Below are 19132 nucleotides of genomic sequence, written 5' to 3'. Positions count from 1 at the left end.
GGAGAATTTGGTTGATTTCTGCTTATTCCATCTATTCCTTTTACGATAATTAATTCAGTTATTTTCTGCTCGATTTCCTTGAATTCTATATTATTCAACTCCTTTTCAGCTGCCCATTATAGACATAATATGTATTTTATAGTTACATTATGTAGAAATCATACCATTGTTTTTATGTTTGAACAACGCTATTTTAGCTATTATGGCAAATATCTTTATTTCTAAATACCGTATTATTCAGTTTTCAAAGACATTTATTTGTACTTTCAATTTCAATAGCTATGTCGTGTAATTCTCAAATTACCGACCAATATTTTTGAAGTACGACATAAAAACACCGTAAAATTACAAAATTGAATAATACGGTATTTTAATGGGATTATTCGGTTTTAATAGTTGTGGAATATTCAGAAACAACCTAAACTTTATATTTTTTATATAAATGGTTGTTTATATACCTTCTTATTAAAACCCCTAAAATAAAAGGTGGTACTATATTTGAAAGCATAATATTATAATCAAAATCATTGCTTCTAAACACTTCTGTTTTTGAACCAAGAACAAAGAAAACAACAGCAAGTATGAGTAAATTTAAATCATAATTCTTATTTGACTGTTTCAGCAATAACTTTCCAAATATAAAACCTATTAACAAAAGTATAAATGTTGTTATATATTTCATTAATTAATCCTCCTTAATTTACCCTAATCAATTGTTCATTAATCATAGTTTTGCGATAACTGAACAATCTATGGAAGATACGACAGAACTGAATCTAAATTTATTTTACATCAACTCTACAAATTGGAATTTGTCAATTTAGTTCATGCTCTATTATGATAATTGATTCATCATGCTCACCAATCATTTCAACTGATATTTTTTTGACCACAGTGCTAAATTTATCATTACATTTATTCACATCATAAAATGCTTTATCAAGCAACGCCTTAGAAGATACTTTTCCAACTGTCATGTGTGGAACATAATCATAAGCCATACCAAATTGCTTTAGTTTGTCTTTATATAGCATATCATGAATGTTTTTAATAACATTCATACCTTGTACTATATTTAAAAACAAATAATTTTCATATTTATCTTCCTGCATACTGAACCCTTCTAATTCAACTTTAAATGGTTGTATGGCGCTTAAACAATCTTTTAAATACAAATTTAATTCCTCATTAGTCAACTCACTATTAAAAGGAAAGACCAAAGTAATATGTGGCAATACTAACTCTTCCAATGGGTCATATTTTTTACGGATATCATTAATAACATCAATATTTTTAAATTCAGTAAAAATCATAATAGTTCTTGTTTTCATACTCACATCTCCTCTACAAATTACTATTTATTGAGTTGTTTTACATCTTTCATATGTCACATTAGATTACAAATTTGACATAACTCTTTAAGTGAGAAATGTCTTCAGATATATCTGATATGCCCTACACTTATAAAGTATTTCACATTTTTGGGACTTCCCATTATAGCCATAATACTCATAAATACTTCTAAACCATTCTACTAACAATCTTTCTGCATCCTTCTATCATATTCCTTCTAAATTTGTATAATAAATCAAAATAACTCGTTATTTACTAAACAATCCATCTTAACTTTTCTTTAATATTATGAAACAACAAAAAAACACCGATACCTAACCGATGTTTTTTGTCCAAGCAAATCTATTTAACAAATAAACTTAATCTTTTTAAATTATTTAATGAAAGATTTAGAGCACTTCTGCTCCATAAAACTAATTTCACAAATCCTTAGTAAGTTCGATCAATTGCTTTCTATAACTTTCTTTATTATGCTGTATCTTATGCATATCGACCTTTTAAGCATATATCATTTTATAACATTCTAAACCTTTCTGAAACTTATGTGTTAAAATTGTGGGAAACAAAAATATAGCAGGCTTTACATTACTGTAAAGCCTGCTATATCAACGTTTATGTTTTGGTGACTCCTAGGGGAATTGAACCCCTGAGTCGTTAAATTGCCTTTTATAACTTTCTGCAATCTGCTATAACTTATGTATATCAACCCCTCCAAGGGTATAACAGTTTATAACATTCTAAAGCTTTCTAACACTTATGTGGGAAAATAAATGGAAAAACCGTAATAACTTCTCTTTGCATTATAATAATAATGGGCAGTTAAATAAGTAGCGAGAGTTTTACCTTATTTCCCATAAAATGAACCACTCTTTGTTTGAAAAAATTAGAGTAGCAAACTTATTTTCTATATATACATTATACCATAAAAATCCATGTATTACCAGTCTGTGATTTGACTTTTTAATATGTTACAATCTAATAAATACAGATTATAGGAGGATTAGTTATGGAGAATCATATTATTGAGAATGAAGTTAAAAGTCTTTTTTGTCATGAACTGTACAATTTTCAGGTGGAACGAGCAACAAAAATAGTTGAACATTTGACAACTGCTTTGGGCGATGATGTTGTTAAATCAATTCAGGAAATCAATGTCGATTGGAAAGAACCACTTAAAATGTATATGGAAAATACAGTTATGATTATTGAAAAACTTAAAGAACTGTATGGGGATAAAGTGATAGAAATTCTTAAAGAACACACCGCAAATGATGCATTAAAGCGTGGTCAGGATATGTCTGCAAATACAGGCGATACTCTTGATGATTTTTTAAAAATCTTTGGTAAAGGAAAACTTGTTTGTAAAAGTCAATCTGAAGCAGTTTTAAGGTGTGAAGGGTGTTTAGTATCAAAGGTCGCAAGAGAACTTGGTGTTGAAAACATTATGTACTACCTTCACTGTTATGGAGACCCTTATTATGCAAAAGGTATTAACCCAAATATATCATGTAAACATAATAAAACATTCATGCAAGGTGATGATTGTTGTGAATACCTAATAACTATGAAGGTCAATAAGGACTAATACTCTCTAATACTATTAAAGTATGAACATTTTTAAGGGTTAGGGTAGCATAACCCTTAATGTATGCACTTCGTATTATGCCTATACTATTCGTCTTAGTATTGCTTCAGATATTCTATAAGCATAATCATCAACATTTTTTTGAACTTCAACATATTCAAAATCAGCAGGAGAACCTAAATAGCCTTGGGATGAAAGTTCTTTTATGTGACCGCCGAACAACCACGCTTCACCACTGCTGTCATCTAAGGTAATCGGAGGTAAAGACTTTGCTTTTTCAACATCAACCAGAGTTGGATAGAACTCATATATCATGGCTGTTTCAATATCTCCACCATGCACATCAGAGACTTCTGCCTTACTTACATTAATTGTTTGTGGTTTTATCGGGCATAAATAGGGTTCGTCCAACTTTAGTCCAAAGTGCGGAAACCTACCCTCATCAAAAGCATAACAAGCATTGATATGAAGTTGCTCATGGGCTTCCCTAAATGCTTCTATTATCGCAATGTTATGCTCAATATCTCCATGTGTATTAACACCAAAAACATTGTTGAAACCAAACTCTGACAGTGATAATAAAATATCTGAAATTAATGCTTTCGCAGTCTCTTTTCGTACATGGAAAGAACCTATAAAGCCACCTGTTGATTTGCAAACACCCCAATAAAAGGGTGGGGCAATAACAACTATATGTCCCTTTGCTTCAAGTTTTTCTTTTATGGTGAGGCAGTATATATGAGCAGTGTAAATATCTGTTCCTAAACATAATTGCGGGCCATGCTCTTCAATTACTCCTATGGGCAATAAGACAAGTGCATTTTTATCAACGTAATTTTGTATTTCAGTCCACTTCATATTTGCCATTGTGTCTTTAAAAATTTCATTAATCATAAAAAATCTCTCCTTTACAGTTTATAAATATTATTAAGTTCACACTTTTATACAAGTTTGACACAACTCTTTAACTGAGAAATGTCTTCAGATATTGGTAATATGCCCTAACCCTATCAAGGCCTTCATATCTTTTGGACTTCCCATTATAAGAATAGCACTAAACCGCTAGCGCGGTGGTATTCAAAACATAGTTTCTTTAATTTCTCCAGAGCTGATAATCTAAGTATATCAGTTTTTGGTATATATACCCTTTAAAATGGAAAGAATTATAGTTTTAAAGGAGATGTTTTATTTATGACAAAAGAACAAGTTTTAGAAAAGTTAATGTTTGATGTAGAACTCCGAGGTTTAAGCAAACATACTCAGGATGAGTACTATACCAAATGCAAAATATTTCAAAATCACTTTGATAAACCCGCAACTGAACTTAATGAAAAAGACATTAGAGAATTTCTTCACTTCCTTACAACTGAAAAAAAACTTGCCTCTGGAAGTGTTAATTCCTATAATAGTGGGCTTCGTTTTTTGTATGGTGTAACCTTAAATACTAATTTAAACTGCAAACAAATACCTCGTCACCGTAGACATCGTAAATTCCCCAATATTCTTACTCAAGAAGAAATTCAAAGCCTCTTTAATGCCTGTGATAATTTAAGAGATAAATGCATCTTAATGACTATTTACGGTGCCGGATTAAGACTTAGCGAAGTCTCTTGTCTAAAAGTTTCAGATATTGATAGTAATAAAATGCAACTATTTATACGCAATGGTAAAGGCTCCAAAGATAGATATGCATTACTTTCACAAGATAATCTAGAAATACTAAGAGATTACTGGAAATCATACCATCCTAAAGAATGGCTTTTTTATAGCAGAATAAATACCGGCACGCATATTAATCCTAGATCAGTACAGAATATATTTCACAAATACATTAATAAAGCAAATATAACTAAATCAGTTACGGTCCATTCTATGAGGCACAGTTTTGCTACCCACCTACTTGAGTCTGGAACAAGCATATTTCATATTAAACAGCTTCTTGGTCATTCCGATATTAGTACAACCTGTTTTTATTTACATATGGTAAAGATTGAATCCTTAAATGTAAAAAGTCCCCTCGACATGTTAAAAAAATCAAACAAAAAAATGGAGAAGAACAATGATTGAGGTCCAAGATATTTTTCAACAATATGGCACAGAATATCGTGAAAAACATAAGCTTACGCTTGCCCAACTCAAAGCTATGTCTGCAATTGAAAAGTGTAGGACTGCCCAGTTAGGCGGTCACATAGATAATTGTGAAAGCTGTGGCAATACTCAAATTTCTTATAACCCTTGTCGCAATAGACACTGTCCTAAATGTCAAAGTCTTGCTAAGGAACGTTGGATTGATAATCAAAAAAGTAATTTACTTGACGTTGGATACTTTCATGTGGTATTTAGCATTCCAGATACCATAAATTTGATAGTATATCAAAATCAAAAGGAGCTTTATACTATTTTATTTAAAGCTGTCGCTGAAACTCTTACAGAATTAGCATCTGACAAAAAATATCTGGGTGCAACGCTTGGATTCACATCTATTTTACATACTTGGGGACAAAACCTTATGCACCATCCTCATATTCATTGTATTGTACCCGGTGGAGGATTATCTTCAATAGGAAAATGGATAAATAGCAGAAAGAAGTTTTTCATCCCTGTTAAAGTGCTATCTCGCAAATTCAGAGGCAAATTTTTATATTATCTCAAACAATTATACTCCCAAAATAAGCTTGAATTTCATGGTAGTCAACAATATCTTTGTAATGATAATGAATTTGAAAACCTACTTTCCTCTGTATATTCTAAAGAGTGGATTGTTTACTGCAAACCACCTTTTAAAGAAGCTGCATGTGTAGTCGAATATTTAGGTAGATATACTCACAGAGTTGCTATATCAAATAATCGTATCGTTAATATTGAAAATGGCAATGTTACATTCAAATGGCGCGATTACAAAGATAGTAGCAAATGTAAGTTAATGACTGTTTCTGCTGATGAGTTTATCCGTAGGTTTCTAATTCATATACTTCCAAGTGGATTTATGAAAATAAGACACTATGGTTTACTAGGAAATCGAAACAAAACTACCAAACTTAAGCTTTGCAAACACCTTACTAATACACCTATTTTACTTAAAGAAAAAATATCAACACTCCAATTAATCCAAAAGATCACTGGAAGAGATATATCCAAGTGCCCACGATGTGGTTCGGACAAACTTAGCCGTCATACTTTATTTTCCAAATCTCCTCCTACCTCCTTACAAACTGCATAATATTAAGAGTTTGCTATTATGGGGAGGGGGAAACTATGTCTATATATCTAGCTGTAATGGTGTTTTTATATGTTTATCACTTTAATTTTAACTATATCCTCAATTAATCCATTAAGTTAAGTAAGGGTAGGTTTATTCAATCCCCATAAGTTCTAATTATACTACCGCGGTTTCGTGCTATTTTAATTATCCAAAGTTAGGCGTACTTCTATATTTTTTTACACTCAGACTCTTATCTAGGGTTTGAGCTTTTTTTCGCGCCTAACTTCGTATAATTCGCTAAGAATAATGGGAAGTTAAAAATGCTTTGTTTTATAATTTCTAATCTTACCTAATTTCGTATTTTTCATTTTCTTTCTCACTCTAAATCTATTTATTCAATAAATAATATATTAATTACTAAATTTAGATACGCTCTCAACCACCCTATTTAATTCATTATGCAGAACATTTGTGATTTTTTCAAAAGGTAGTGTTTTTCAATCTATATCTCCTTTTGGCAAAGACTCAGACATGGTTCTAGATAATTTGACTATAAATTTGATTACTCTAAAAAATCACTAACTTATTTTTGAAGCTTATAGGAAACAACTCTATCACTTATAAATTTTATATTTGTCACATCTAATCCAGCATCTATTAATCTTTGTTTCATATCTTTTATATATTTTTTATCATGATAAGCAATTTCCCACGCAGTATTTTTTCCAATATACTTTTGAATATTCAAAAGTATGGCATGTCAACTGAACCACAAGAATGTCCGAAAATGTTCCAACAATCTCTAAATTATGTTTAATGCAACCTTATTTACTAGTTCGACATATCCAAGTTATTCATTTTTTCGACTGAGCATTATTAGCCTAGTGGGTATGTCCACATTCTTTCCAGTTTATGTAATTTATTTAGTAACCTTACAGTTATCTATGACGAACTTTATGAATAGAACTAAACCGCTAAAAACGGTGGCAGACGAGTACTAATGCGCTTAATTTAATTTTTACATAAATAAAATATAAAGAAGTATCCTATTTACTAAGATACTTCTTTATTATAATACACACTTCCTATAAACTTTTATTGTCGAAATAAAAAATAAGGAAGTGTTATTATTTATGTCAGAATTAAGAGAAAAAATGAAAATGGATATGGAACTAAGGGGTTATAGTCCAACGACTATAAAAAGCTATATTAATCACGTTAGTAACTTTGCTAAATTTTACAACAAATCACCAAAGTATTTAGGTGAAAAAGAAATTTGTGAATATCTACATTATTGTATCATTATAAAGAAATTAAGTGAAGGAACAGTTAATTATATTAATTCAAGCCTTAAATTTTTTTATACTAAAACTCTGAATAGATACTGGAATTCGGACAAAATCGCAAGGATGAAAGAACCATCAAAATTACCTGCTGTATTATCCCCAGATGAGGTTAAGTCTATCTTTGATGTTACTGAAAACCTTAAGCATAAGGCAATTCTCATGACGGTTTACTCCGCAGGCTTAAGGGTTAGTGAAGTTTGCAATTTAAAAATAACGGATATTGATAGTAAAAACATGCAAATATTAATTAGAGAGGGCAAGGGTAAAAAAGATAGATATTCATTGTTGTCAAAAGCAAATTTAGAAATCCTTAGAGAGTATTGGATAAAATATCATCCTACGGAATATTTATTTTCTGGAAAGGGTCGTACAGATTCTATAAGTCCACGTAGTGTTCAGAAAATGCTCGAGAAATCTATAAAAAAAACTAAAATCACTAAGCATGCAACTGTCCATACGCTTCGTCATAGCTTTGCAACTCACTTATTGGATGCTGGTACAGATATCTGCTACATTCAAAGACTTTTAGGACATACCAGAATAACTACTACCACTATTTATTTACATCTTAGAAGAATGGATTTACTTAATATAAAGAGTCCATTGGATGTGCTCTTAGGAGAAAAAGATGATTGAGATTCAAGATATATTTAATCAGTATGGCGATGAATATAGGAGAAATCATCAGCTTCCGCTGCACATTTTGAAAACTATGATTGATATTGAAGCTTGTAGAACAGAAGAGCTTGGTGGTCATATAGATGAATGTGATGAATGTGGGCATATTAGAGTTTCTTATAATTCCTGCCGAAACAGACATTGTCCTAAATGCCAAACTTTAGCAAAGGAAAGATGGCTTGAAAAAAGAAAAGAGGATTTATTACCCGTAGGGTATTTTCATGTAGTTTTCACTATACCTCAAGAACTTAACTATATAACTCTTACAAACCAAAAGGAAATGTATTCTATCCTCTTTAATGCTGTTTCAGAAACATTATTTGAACTTTCAAGAGATAAAAAATATTTAGGAGCCGAAATTGGATTTATGTCAATTTTACATACGTGGGGTCAAAACTTAATGAATCACCCTCACATGCATTGTATAGTTCCAAGTGGTGGTTTAACTTTTGATGGTACAAAATGGATAAATTCTAAAAAGAATTTTTTTATTCCAGTGAAAGTTTTATCAAGAATATTTAGAGGAAAATTCTTATTTTATCTTAAAAAAGCTTATTATAGTAATGCTCTTAAATATACTACTGGAATTGAGGAATTAACAGAAAAACACATATTCCAAAGCTTTGTAGGTAAGTTATATAAAAAAGAATGGGTTGTATACTGCAAACCCCCTTTCGGGAGTGCGGAGTACGTACTTGAATACCTTGGCAGATACACTCATAGAGTAGCGATATCTAATCATCGAATTGTAAATTTAGAAAATGGATATGTAACATTTAAGTGGAGAGATTATAAAGACCATAATAAAGAAAAATTTATGACTCTTGCGGTAGATGAATTTATTAGAAGATTTCTCATGCATGTTCTACCAAGAAAATTTGTAAAAATTAGACACTATGGGATATTAAGCAATAGAAATAGGTCAACTAAACTTCAAAAGTGCAAAGAACTTACAGGTGCAGTACAAAGTAAAGGTGAAAATTCAGATGTTAAGTTAAGTGCAGCGGAGCTTCTTTTAAAGATGACAGGAATAGATATAAATACATGTTCTTGCTGTGGTAAAGGTAAAATGATTATAAAAGAGAAGTTGAATCGCCAAAATTTTTCTCCACCTTGTGAAAAAAAATGGAATAGCGTCTCGTAGAGTGTTTATTTTGGGGAGGGGGAAAGTACGTCTATTTTTAGAAAATAATCAAAATTTAGAAGAGTTTAAGATACATTTATGGAAATTAAAGTGATTAATCTTAGTGTTAAAGCAAATTTCAGAAAGAGGGGAAAGATTGAATCTCCATAGTAGTGGAAACGCGGCATCGTTCTTTTGCTTGTTTCAGAAATTGAGCAGTTTTAGTGGCTATCATCATTTAAGTATATACTTATGGTGATAGTTTTTATCGGCTCAACATCTGAATCCAAACCTATACAAAATACGAAATAACTGTGTCTAAAATTTTGTTAATTTAACCCTACAAATTGAAATTTGCCGACTTGATGAGCTAAAAGAGAACTTATTTCACCTAAGTCTGAATTTATTTAGTCTTACTATTTGACATGAGGGGGTAGCAAGTACATCAAATATCAGATACAATATCAATGACTTTTTACCCCCTCGATCATTTGTAGAGACATATCCCTATCTAATCATCCCATTCAATTCTTCGTGTTTGCCATCGTTGACTGTTTTTCCATACTAAATAAGTTTCATCTCTATCCATAAAGAAGTCATACTTCTCTCGTGCTTTATCCGATACTTCCTTTAATACTCTTACAATCCAAATTGGCTGTAATCCCAATTCAGAAGCCTTAGAAATAAAGATGTCCTCATTAGCAAGAAGCATATGTTGGCTATCCCCATAACGTTCCCCTGCATCCATGTAACTTGCAATTTCAAAACCTTCATCATTATAATAGTGATACCCATCTCCACTTACAATACTCATCATTTTCCTTGCTTTTTTTGATGGTATCTCATATTCCGTTTCACCTTTCTCCTGTATATCACATGTACATTTTGCTACATTTTTATACAATACATTATTACCATATACTATATCTGAATCGTGTTCATCTTTCCAATCAAACCAGCATACCTCCAAAGGAGAAACGTAACAATCTGAGGTGGGATATGCAAGCATATCTTCAGCATTTATTAATTTCGAAGCAAAATCCTTATCTTTTAATTTCTTTACAAGAGATGATGCTGTACCTTTAGGTATAAGACCAGAGGATATCCACATCATGGTTGTAACACCCTGCGCTTCATTATTTACAAAATGTGATCCAAATAATGTTACTGCTCCCTGTTGAATATTAATCCACTTTTCAAAGTTTGGTATAGCCGACTCAATAATCCATTTTTGAATACCATCCTTACTATAATCACATCCTTTAATAGATGGTGTCAATTCTTCTGGCAAAATCCAATCTGTTTCTTCCATTACCTTATTTACATCAATCTGACAAAGCTCTTGATAGGGATTAACATAGTCTTCCAGTTGCCCATAATCTTCTATATAATCATTGCCTCTTTCGTACCCGTAATAAGGTAACCTATCTGCCAAATACCCTAACAATTCCATTTTTGCGCACCATGTGTATTTTTCTGTAATTGTCATAATCTGACTCATACTTCCATGGGTTGCTGATCTAAATTGCCTGCTTATTGCAATATCTAAACCCAGTTTTTCTCCTGGCTTCCCTCCATTTGGTTTTCCATAAAAAATATCTTCACACCAGCCTGCGGCCTTTACATATCCAAAAGCAGTCCCTAAAATCCATTTCTCACTTGTTAAATTCGGCAACTGATATTTCTTACTATATTTCTTTACAATTTTATCAATTTCACTTTTATAGTTTGTATGTAAAAAAAACATTCGATTTAATGGATCACACAAAACATATCTTGCCAAATCGTAATCCATCATCTTATAGCCTCCCATCCTTGTTCCTTCAGTTGCTTCGGGGGCAAAGGGTAAAAGTGAGGAATCAGTTCTATGTGGCGGGCGGCACTTGTCAATCTGTGTATTAGCAATTATCCTTTCCGAAAAAGCACATTCCATAATTGCTCTTGAATAATATCTAATCGCAGCGTTACGCATACTTTTTATCTCACCATACTGAAAAATATTACAATATATCCATTTAGATATTAATTTTAAATATGCATAATTTTTCCGACACACATATGTAACTGCCATTGCTATTGCGAAAATGTCCGTCTTAGCTTGAATATCGTTAATATCTGCAAAGTTTTCAAATAGCTTATAGAATTCTTCTGGCTGTGCAATTCCCCATTTTGTGATTTCCTGACGAATCATTGTTCTTTGCCTATTATCAACTGAAGTTAATCCCCATACCCAGATCAAGGGCATTCCATCAAAACAATCCGTATCCTCCAATTTGTATGTTTCATTTGAATACTCTATATCTTCATAGCGAATCCACGTAGAATCATCAATTCCTTCTAATTTCGAAGGAATTGACCAAATAATATCCCTATCAGCTGGTTTGTCAAATGCCCTTAAACATTGGTCAAGAAGTCTACTTCCCAAAGGATGCTTCACTGCTCTGGCCAAGTGAAAGATTATTTTATTAACAGTCAATGATAATGCATAAGCATTTCCACTCATCAATTCTTTAAGCCATTCAGCATATTTACCTGAAATATCTTCATTTACGTTTACTAAAGCAAAAGCAACAGCACTAAACAAATCTTCTTCATACAAATGCTCCTGGCAAAATTTATTATCCCACAAAGTTTTCCCATAACAATCCATAACCATTACCGAGTACATTTGCAGTGCTCCGGTATTCTCATAAACTTGACTATCCAGTTCCAAATCATACGAGTATACACTCCTCTCAAATAACCGGAGAGCCTTCAAATAATCAAAAACAGGCTGTGTCCCTAACATATAGATTCTTTCATTTTCTTCAAAGAAACTTTTTGCACATTTTTGATATGATTGCAAAAAAGAATATTTCTCTAAAAAATCTAATAACTTTTCCAATCCCGGCTCATTTAAATACTGATAAATGTCCAATTCTCTCAAAACTGATTTTATTCGTGTCCGTGTAACCTCATTCTGAGTGTCAAATACTTCATTGATTTTTAATAATACTATTTTTACAATTTGGTCATTTGTATTTTCCTCAAATCCTGCCAAAGTTTTAAATTCTTGATTCAGTTTATCAAATTTCTCTCGTAACATATTTGATACTGTAACATCTGATTTTCCGATTTGCCCGATATGTTTTCCTTCATAAAGCTCACACACTAATTTCAAAGCATACGGCGTACTTATAGCATAACGAAGCCATTTTGCGCCCTCATCATCAACATTATAATATTGAATATACTTATCATATATCGTTTTTACCGGAACATCTCCATCATCAGCTAAAACAACCCTTTTAAAATCTTGTTTCGATAATAACCCTCTTCGATCAAATGCATATGGCCGTCCTGTAAAACAAAACCTAATTCTCAGATGCCTAGCAGTAATTGCATTCACCTGACTTATTCTCTCATTCCAACGAGCATATGGCTTTATTTCGTCTATTCCATCAATACAAATCATAACTTTAGGGACAATACGAATATTATTTTTCGCTATGTCATATAACGAATTATTTATTTCATTTCTATATGATAATGCTTCCAAGGCAGACCATAATTCATCTTCACTCCACCCCTTGGACAGCCCCAATACACTAATAATCATATCCTTCCATTCATCTTGGGGTGAAACACTCTTTGCTTGGATCAAAATAGGGACATTATAATAACTCTCCAATTGCGTTTCGACCACATTTGCAATCCCATGTGTTTTTCCTGTTCCTTGTTCGCCCATTATAATTATTTTTTCAAAATTGCACCTCTGTTTCAGTTTTTCGAATAACACAAATATATTGACGTTACGAATCTTTTCTAATAGCTTTTTTACATCCCAAAAATGATGATAACTATCTCCATGAGAACACTTATCCAGCCACTCTTCTATGTCCCCTAGTTTTTCATAAGTTAAAATGTACTCATTCCATTGCATTAATTTATTTTCATATTTAAAATTATTTTTAATCTTAGACAATTCCACCAACTGGAGTTTTACTCTACTACACAATTCCTGTAGTTCCTCAATTTTAGCAATATATAGCTGCTTTTCATATAGCAAGTCACATAAAATACCAATCTCAGCTATAAGCGTTCCATAACCTTTTTCTATACATTCTAATTCCCCTAACAAAGAAATGCATTCTTCTGAATCACCCAAGAAACTGTTTATGTCTTTATGAATAGTTCCCTGATTATGCAAAATGGGAATATAGCGTTGAGCCATCCAGCCAAGTTTTTGTTTATCAAATGAATACTGTATGGCTTCTTTTGTAAGTTCTTCTTTTTCAAACCAATATCGTCGGACCCCGGCAGCTTCTGCATATTGCAACTTACCTTCTAAATCATGGTCACCCCAAAGAATAACTTCAATCTCTGGACAGTTACTTTTAATCTCTGTGACAATTTTATCCCATTTGGAATATTCTGTTTCCAGAACAACCTTCCCATCCTTACCTTTTTTTAAATTTGACAAATCTCTAGGTACACATACTATATATTCCTTCAAATTGGGATGAACTTCTAATGCTGTTAAGATAGAGTTCTTTATCTGATTGAATTGAGAGGTGGTAATACTATCTGGAAACCACTTAGCCTGCACTCCAACCTCTTGACCATTTACAAGAGTAGCATAGGATTCTACCCCACCATCACCGCCTGCTCCATTTACTACAACAAAAGATTGCTTCGTATCCTTATATTCTCTATTTATCCATAACTCAAACAACTGATTACACATTGCTTCAAACGCCCGAGTTGCTGCTTCATTATATGTTTGAAAATGTTGCCAGTTCATAAACTCACCCCTCGTAAATCTCATAATTTTATGTTTAATCGCAAAAACTGTTCTTCTATTTCATCAAAGTTTTCTCTACCTCTCTCCAAAATAGACATACACATAGATTTTTCAATTATCCGTGTGTATCTATGACATCTTTAATGAGCAATCACTTCATTTTGTACTGCTCGACAAATTACTATTTATCTACATATTGTATAATCTATACTTAATAATTATTTTTTCGCAATCTACTATTAATTAACAAATTAGTGCGAAAATAAAACTTTAATTAATATGCCATTTCCACTACTCTTTATTCGTTAACTATACCCCTTAGATCCTTTGGGCTTTGTTCTTCATATAAGAGCTTGTGAATCAACTTAATGATAAATTGGAATTTGGCATTCGTTTAATCAACTCTCAAAAAGCCCGAAAGTACGCACTAAATATTTTTCAATCGCCTCTGCCTCTTTGCAACTTTTTTCTTTTTCTTCTACATTAGTTGCTATAACCAGAAATTCCGTTTGGCACCACTGCTTTTCATTGTCGTATAGCCATTTTTTTGCAGAGCCCTTTTGTGGATATAAATAAAAACCAAGATCACAACCGGAACTATTATTAACAGTATACGAACCACTTTTACCGGCAACCAAGGCATATTTTTTTTCCCCGCCTACATAAAACTTTATATAGGCAAAATACATTAAATTATCATCTACCAACGACTGTTGAAATTTGGATTTATATCCTCTGCGCCATCTATCGGCATCTTGCCCAAGATAGGTATCATATATTTCATATCTCTCCTTATACTCGGAGTTTTCTAATTCTCCAATAATATCTTCCATGCTTATCTGGAAAGTTTCTTTATCTTTTACATTTAGCATAGAAACAACCCCCTAAATTACTATTTATATTACTCAACCTTTAAACTGTAATTTATTCAAACAAACGTCATACTTGTACAATTTCTTCTCGAACTGAAATTATCTTATATAAATATCTTTATTCATCACTTTTTATATAGTTAAATACCCTTTGAAAATCTTTTATATATTTAGTGTAATTCAAATATACAAAAACGAATTCTAATATTTTATCCGCATTTATTGTTGATATAGGTTTTTTCAATGTATTACATATTTTAAAAACTTTCTTTTCATTTGAATATGGTCCCATAGAAAAATCCCATCCTAATGCATCATCAAATATTTCTGAATATCCATCATACAATTTTTTAATATTATTTTCTCTAATCGTTTCACTTAAACTGTTTGAATATCCTTGTAAGTTATTTAAATAACGAAATTCATCTTCATTATAGAACATTATTCCAAGTAATATATACTGATTTATTTTAACATTTGCATCAAGCCCAAAATCATTATTTAAGATATCTTTTAAGTTAATACACTCCAATCCATCATTAAAATAAAAATTTATTAATTCAGTAAAATCCATTAAAATATTACTCTTCATTAGTTCTTTTTGTTTAATATTTACTCTTTCATTTGCTTGCTCACATAACATAGTAACAATGACCGATGTAATCAATCCACATCCCAAAGAAATCAAAATATTATTCAACGTATCATTTAATAAGATTATATAATATTTTTCTTGCACTATTTCTTCAGAGAAAGAATATAAAGTAAATCATGTTGAGGATGCAAGTATACCCGATAGAAAAAGGTTAAAAGCACACTTATTTATTGGAGATATTACGGAAAAAGAAAAGACATTGGAAATAATCCACAGAAGCATAAATTGGTTAAAAACCGTGCGAAATATACCTTCTCCCTCTTTGCCGCAGAAATATGGTACCATGAATGCAGATGTTGTAAAATTCCCTTATACTTTTTAAATGTAATATTATGTTTACTAAAATGACTACTCAATGTTGTCTGTTCTGCTAATGTATTAAACAAATTCCTAATATGATTTTCTTCTAATTCTTTAAGACTTCTTCTTGTAGTAAGATGAGATATAGTAATTCTCTCTATACTAACATCATGCCCTACACCTATCAAGTTTTACATTTTTTTGACTTCCCATTTTAGACATAATACTCATAAATACTTCTAAAACATTCTACTAACAATCTTTCTACCTATAAACGAGCAAAAATGCTAACATTTATTTACATACTAAGTAAAATCAACAGTTTAGGCATTATCTATAATAAGTACAATCTAAATTAGAAGGCATATAAAGTAATTAATTTGCTTATGGTGTTAATTAATGGATGTAAAACCTCTCATTTATAATTTCTACATCATTCTATCATATTCCTTCTAAATTTGTATAATAAACCAAAATAACTCGTTATTTACTAAACAATCCATCTTAACTTTTCTTTAATATTAAGAAACAACAAAAAAACACCGATATCTAACCGATGCTTTTTGTCTAAGTTATGACCCATTTACATAAATGGCTTTTAGTTCTTGAATATTCATAGATAAATTCAATCTTTTAGCAATTTCAAACACAGCAATCCATAAGTCATCGTTATGACTAGCCCCTCCATATATTTACCCAATACATTCTAAACCTTTCTGAAACTTATGTGTTAAAATTGTGGGAAACAAAAATATAGCAGGCTTTACATTGCTGTAAAGCCTGCTATATTAACGTTTATGTTTTGGTGACTCCTAGGGGAATTGAACCCCTGAATCCACCGTGAGAGGGTGGCGTCTTAACCTCTTGACCAAGGAGCCGTATTAACACTACGAGATTTATTATATCCTTTTATATACCATAAGTCAAATAGATAAACTGAATAGATAATCAATTGATTATTATAAATTCAAATTGCATTTTTTTGTATTTACTACAAAAAAACAAGGTATGCAACTTTGCTGCACACCCTATTTAATTAAATTTATAAATTTCTTTCGTATTGCTCTACCATTTTTTTAACCGTTTCTCCACCAACTGAGCCACATTGTCTTGATGTTAAGTCACCATTATAGTCTGTAAAGCTTACTCCTAACTGATTTGCAGTTTCCATTTTGAATTTATTTAGTCCTGCTTTTGATTCTGGTACTAAACTTCTGTATGGCATATTATGTAACCTCCTTTAAACATTTTGTTTGTTGTACTAATATAATGTACACATTTAATAAATTTTATAACCTTATTTTAATGGTATTAATGGCAAAAAGAGAATATCAAAACCAATCTACCTCTAAATGCTATTGCCTAGAAAAATCAGTGACTTTAATATTTATTTTATATGCTCTTTAATATGCTGTTAATATCATCGCTAACTTTTATCCTATTCGCATATACCCATTGTTCATCAAAATTCAATTTACATACTTTTGAAAATGAATAATAAAGATTTATTTTTTGGTAGTAAAGTTCTAATTCATAAAGGTCTTCTAAATGACACTGTGGTTTTGAGATAATCTCTTTTTTAGCTATGAACAATTCATCCACATAGCTTAAAAATGCATTCATCATTTTATCATTAGATACATCAAAAGGAATTTTTAGTAGTCTCCACTGAATTCTTTCCTCCAATTTATAATGCCTTAAATTATCTAATACTACCAAATACTCGCTTATATCCATTTTTCTATAAAAAGGCGTTTTTTCTTCTTTTGTACTCCATAAAGCTAATTTTTCTCTAAGGGAAAGAGAACTGATCTTTAATATAGCCTCACTTGGCCCTATTACTGCTTCTTCAATAGTTTTATCCTTTGTATCTAAGCTTTCTCTTATAAAATCTTGAGTGTTACCATAAGATGCTACATATCCAACTTCATATATTCCTTTTCTACCTGCTCTTCCCGCTATTTGTTTAACTTCTTGAGAATTTAAATATCTTATCTCATTACCATCAAACTTTTTAATATCCATAAATACTATCCTTTTTATAGGAAGATTTACCCCCATACCTATGGCATCAGTGGATACTAAAATTGTGCTTTCCTTGTTAATAAACTGATTGTACTGTTTTTTTCTCACCTCTGGTGGCAAATCTCCATAGATTAAACTTACTTTTATACCTAAATTCGAGTAATGATAAGCTAGTTCTAACACTTTCTTCTTTGAAAATGTAACAAGTGCATCGCCTTCTTGAATACTCTTATATACAAAAGAGTTATCTTCCATTACAAGAGGGACATCTCTTTTGTACTCAATAATCTCGTACTCCTCTCCGCAATCCTCTATTATTTCTATAAGCAAATCCTTTGCATTTATTGCTCCGCAAATGTGTATCTCTTTACTTTTTAATGCTAAAACAGCTCTAGTCCAAGCAGCTCCCCTTTGGTCATTATCGATCATTTGAATTTCATCTATAATACCAACTTCATACTCCTCCCTTATATCTAATTTTTCTATAGTACAGCAAATGTGCGCAGCATCTTCAATATTTATTTCTTCTTCTCCAGTTGCAAGGTTACATTTTACGCCTTGGCTATTTAATCTTTCGAAGTTCTCAAGTGCTAATATTCTTAGTGGAGAAAGATAAATTCCACTTGTTGACTCTTTAAGCCGCATCATGGCATTATAGGTTTTTCCCGTATTAGTTTCACCTAAATGGAGATAAAATTTTCTCTTGAATTTCCTTGTTCCCTCATATTCATCTTTAGGGTTAGTTGGAAACACACGTTCAAATTCACTAGATATAATTTCAGGAATATGCTCAGTTATTAATACACTTATAATTCCAGATTTTAAATAGCTTTCACCCTTATTCTTTGAGATTATATCAAAATTAAAGTTTGTATTATTTTTCTTATTGTAATCATCCACAAGCCTTATTGATATATATTCCAGTAACTGTGAATAATTTTCATAAACCCTTTTATAGTCTTTGAAATTTTCACTCTTAAACGCCTTTAGTTCCTTTAATTTCTTTCTTACCGCTGCTTCATGTTCCCACAAGGCATTTGACTTAGTGTGTACTGCTATTTCTTTAATCTGTGAAAACTGACTTTTTAGTTTTATGAAATTTCTTTCTAGCGCTCCTTTTTTCATTTCTTTCCTCCAATATTCAGTAGCTAGGAACATGAAGATAAATACCAAGTCAAAAATGCGATTTATATTGACTTAGTATTTATCT

13 protein-coding genes and 1 tRNA gene are annotated in these 19132 nt (G+C 31.4%); 5 read left to right on the top strand and 9 right to left on the bottom strand.

What is annotated here, in order from left to right:
• Positions 1 to 418: 418 nt before the first annotated feature.
• Entirely contained in the window at positions 419 to 682 is a 264-nt protein-coding gene (locus tag G9F70_RS12575) for a hypothetical protein (RefSeq protein ID WP_164947540.1), read from the bottom strand.
• A 133-nt stretch (positions 683 to 815) separates the two neighbouring features.
• Positions 816 to 1331: a 2'-5' RNA ligase family protein gene (locus G9F70_RS12570; RefSeq protein ID WP_164947541.1), complete on the bottom strand. Its 516-nt coding sequence runs from the start codon at positions 1329 to 1331 to the stop codon at positions 816 to 818.
• A gap of 1028 nt (positions 1332 to 2359) precedes the next feature.
• On the opposite strand from G9F70_RS12570, the gene G9F70_RS12565 reads away from it, so the two are divergent.
• Positions 2360 to 2938: an L-2-amino-thiazoline-4-carboxylic acid hydrolase gene (locus G9F70_RS12565; RefSeq protein ID WP_164947542.1), complete on the top strand. Its 579-nt coding sequence runs from the start codon at positions 2360 to 2362 to the stop codon at positions 2936 to 2938.
• An 81-nt stretch (positions 2939 to 3019) separates the two neighbouring features.
• Here G9F70_RS12565 and G9F70_RS12560 read toward each other — a convergent pair whose 3' ends face one another.
• Complete coding sequence (locus G9F70_RS12560) at positions 3020 to 3832, bottom strand: creatininase family protein (RefSeq protein WP_164947543.1); 813 nt, start codon at positions 3830 to 3832, stop codon at positions 3020 to 3022.
• Between the two features lie 297 nt (positions 3833 to 4129).
• Here G9F70_RS12560 and G9F70_RS12555 point away from each other — a divergent pair, with 297 nt between their 5' ends.
• The 4 genes from G9F70_RS12555 (at position 4130) to G9F70_RS12540 (ending at position 9308) form a co-directional block, all read left to right on the top strand.
• Positions 4130 to 5005: a tyrosine-type recombinase/integrase gene (locus G9F70_RS12555; RefSeq protein ID WP_164947544.1), complete on the top strand. Its 876-nt coding sequence runs from the start codon at positions 4130 to 4132 to the stop codon at positions 5003 to 5005.
• The gene (locus tag G9F70_RS12550) at positions 4998 to 6158 is read left to right on the top strand and encodes an IS91 family transposase (RefSeq protein ID WP_164947545.1); all 1161 of its coding nucleotides are present in this window, start codon (positions 4998 to 5000) and stop codon (positions 6156 to 6158) included. Before G9F70_RS12555 ends, G9F70_RS12550 begins: the two co-directional genes overlap by 8 nt.
• 1115 nt (positions 6159 to 7273) lie before the next feature.
• A complete protein-coding gene (locus tag G9F70_RS12545; RefSeq protein ID WP_220322476.1) occupies positions 7274 to 8122 on the top strand; it encodes a site-specific integrase in 849 nt (282 codons plus the stop codon).
• Positions 8115 to 9308, top strand: coding sequence for an IS91 family transposase (locus G9F70_RS12540; RefSeq protein ID WP_224617502.1), 1194 nt, complete (start codon positions 8115 to 8117; stop codon positions 9306 to 9308). The genes G9F70_RS12545 and G9F70_RS12540 overlap by 8 nt, the downstream gene beginning before the upstream one ends.
• A 490-nt stretch (positions 9309 to 9798) precedes the next feature.
• On the opposite strand, the gene G9F70_RS12535 is transcribed toward G9F70_RS12540, so the two are convergent.
• From G9F70_RS12535 to G9F70_RS12510, 6 genes are all read right to left on the bottom strand, one after another.
• Positions 9799 to 14070 carry a hypothetical protein gene (locus G9F70_RS12535; RefSeq protein WP_164947982.1) on the bottom strand — a complete coding sequence of 1424 codons (4272 nt, stop codon included), beginning with the start codon at positions 14068 to 14070 and terminating at the stop codon, positions 9799 to 9801.
• Positions 14071 to 14468: 398 nt separating this feature from the next.
• Positions 14469 to 14942, bottom strand: a complete 474-nt coding sequence (locus tag G9F70_RS12530) for a hypothetical protein (RefSeq protein ID WP_164947983.1) — start codon at positions 14940 to 14942, stop codon at positions 14469 to 14471.
• Between the two features lie 118 nt (positions 14943 to 15060).
• On the bottom strand, positions 15061 to 15609 hold the full coding sequence (locus G9F70_RS12525) for a hypothetical protein (RefSeq protein WP_164947984.1): 549 nt from the start codon (positions 15607 to 15609) through the stop codon (positions 15061 to 15063).
• 1091 nt (positions 15610 to 16700) lie between these two features.
• Positions 16701 to 16775, bottom strand: a tRNA-Glu gene (locus G9F70_RS12520).
• Between the two features lie 164 nt (positions 16776 to 16939).
• Positions 16940 to 17122: an alpha/beta-type small acid-soluble spore protein gene (locus G9F70_RS12515; protein WP_164947062.1), complete on the bottom strand. Its 183-nt coding sequence runs from the start codon at positions 17120 to 17122 to the stop codon at positions 16940 to 16942.
• Positions 17123 to 17289: 167 nt separating this feature from the next.
• Positions 17290 to 19047 carry a helicase-related protein gene (locus G9F70_RS12510; protein WP_164947063.1) on the bottom strand — a complete coding sequence of 586 codons (1758 nt, stop codon included), beginning with the start codon at positions 19045 to 19047 and terminating at the stop codon, positions 17290 to 17292.
• Positions 19048 to 19132 lie beyond the last annotated feature (85 nt).

The sequence above is a fragment of the Clostridium sp. FP1 genome (assembly GCF_011065975.2).
GTDB lineage: Bacteria > Bacillota > Clostridia > Clostridiales > Clostridiaceae > Clostridium_AD > Clostridium_AD tagluense.
Note: the sequence above shows the minus strand (reverse complement) of the source record. Positions and strands in the feature narration are given on the sequence as shown.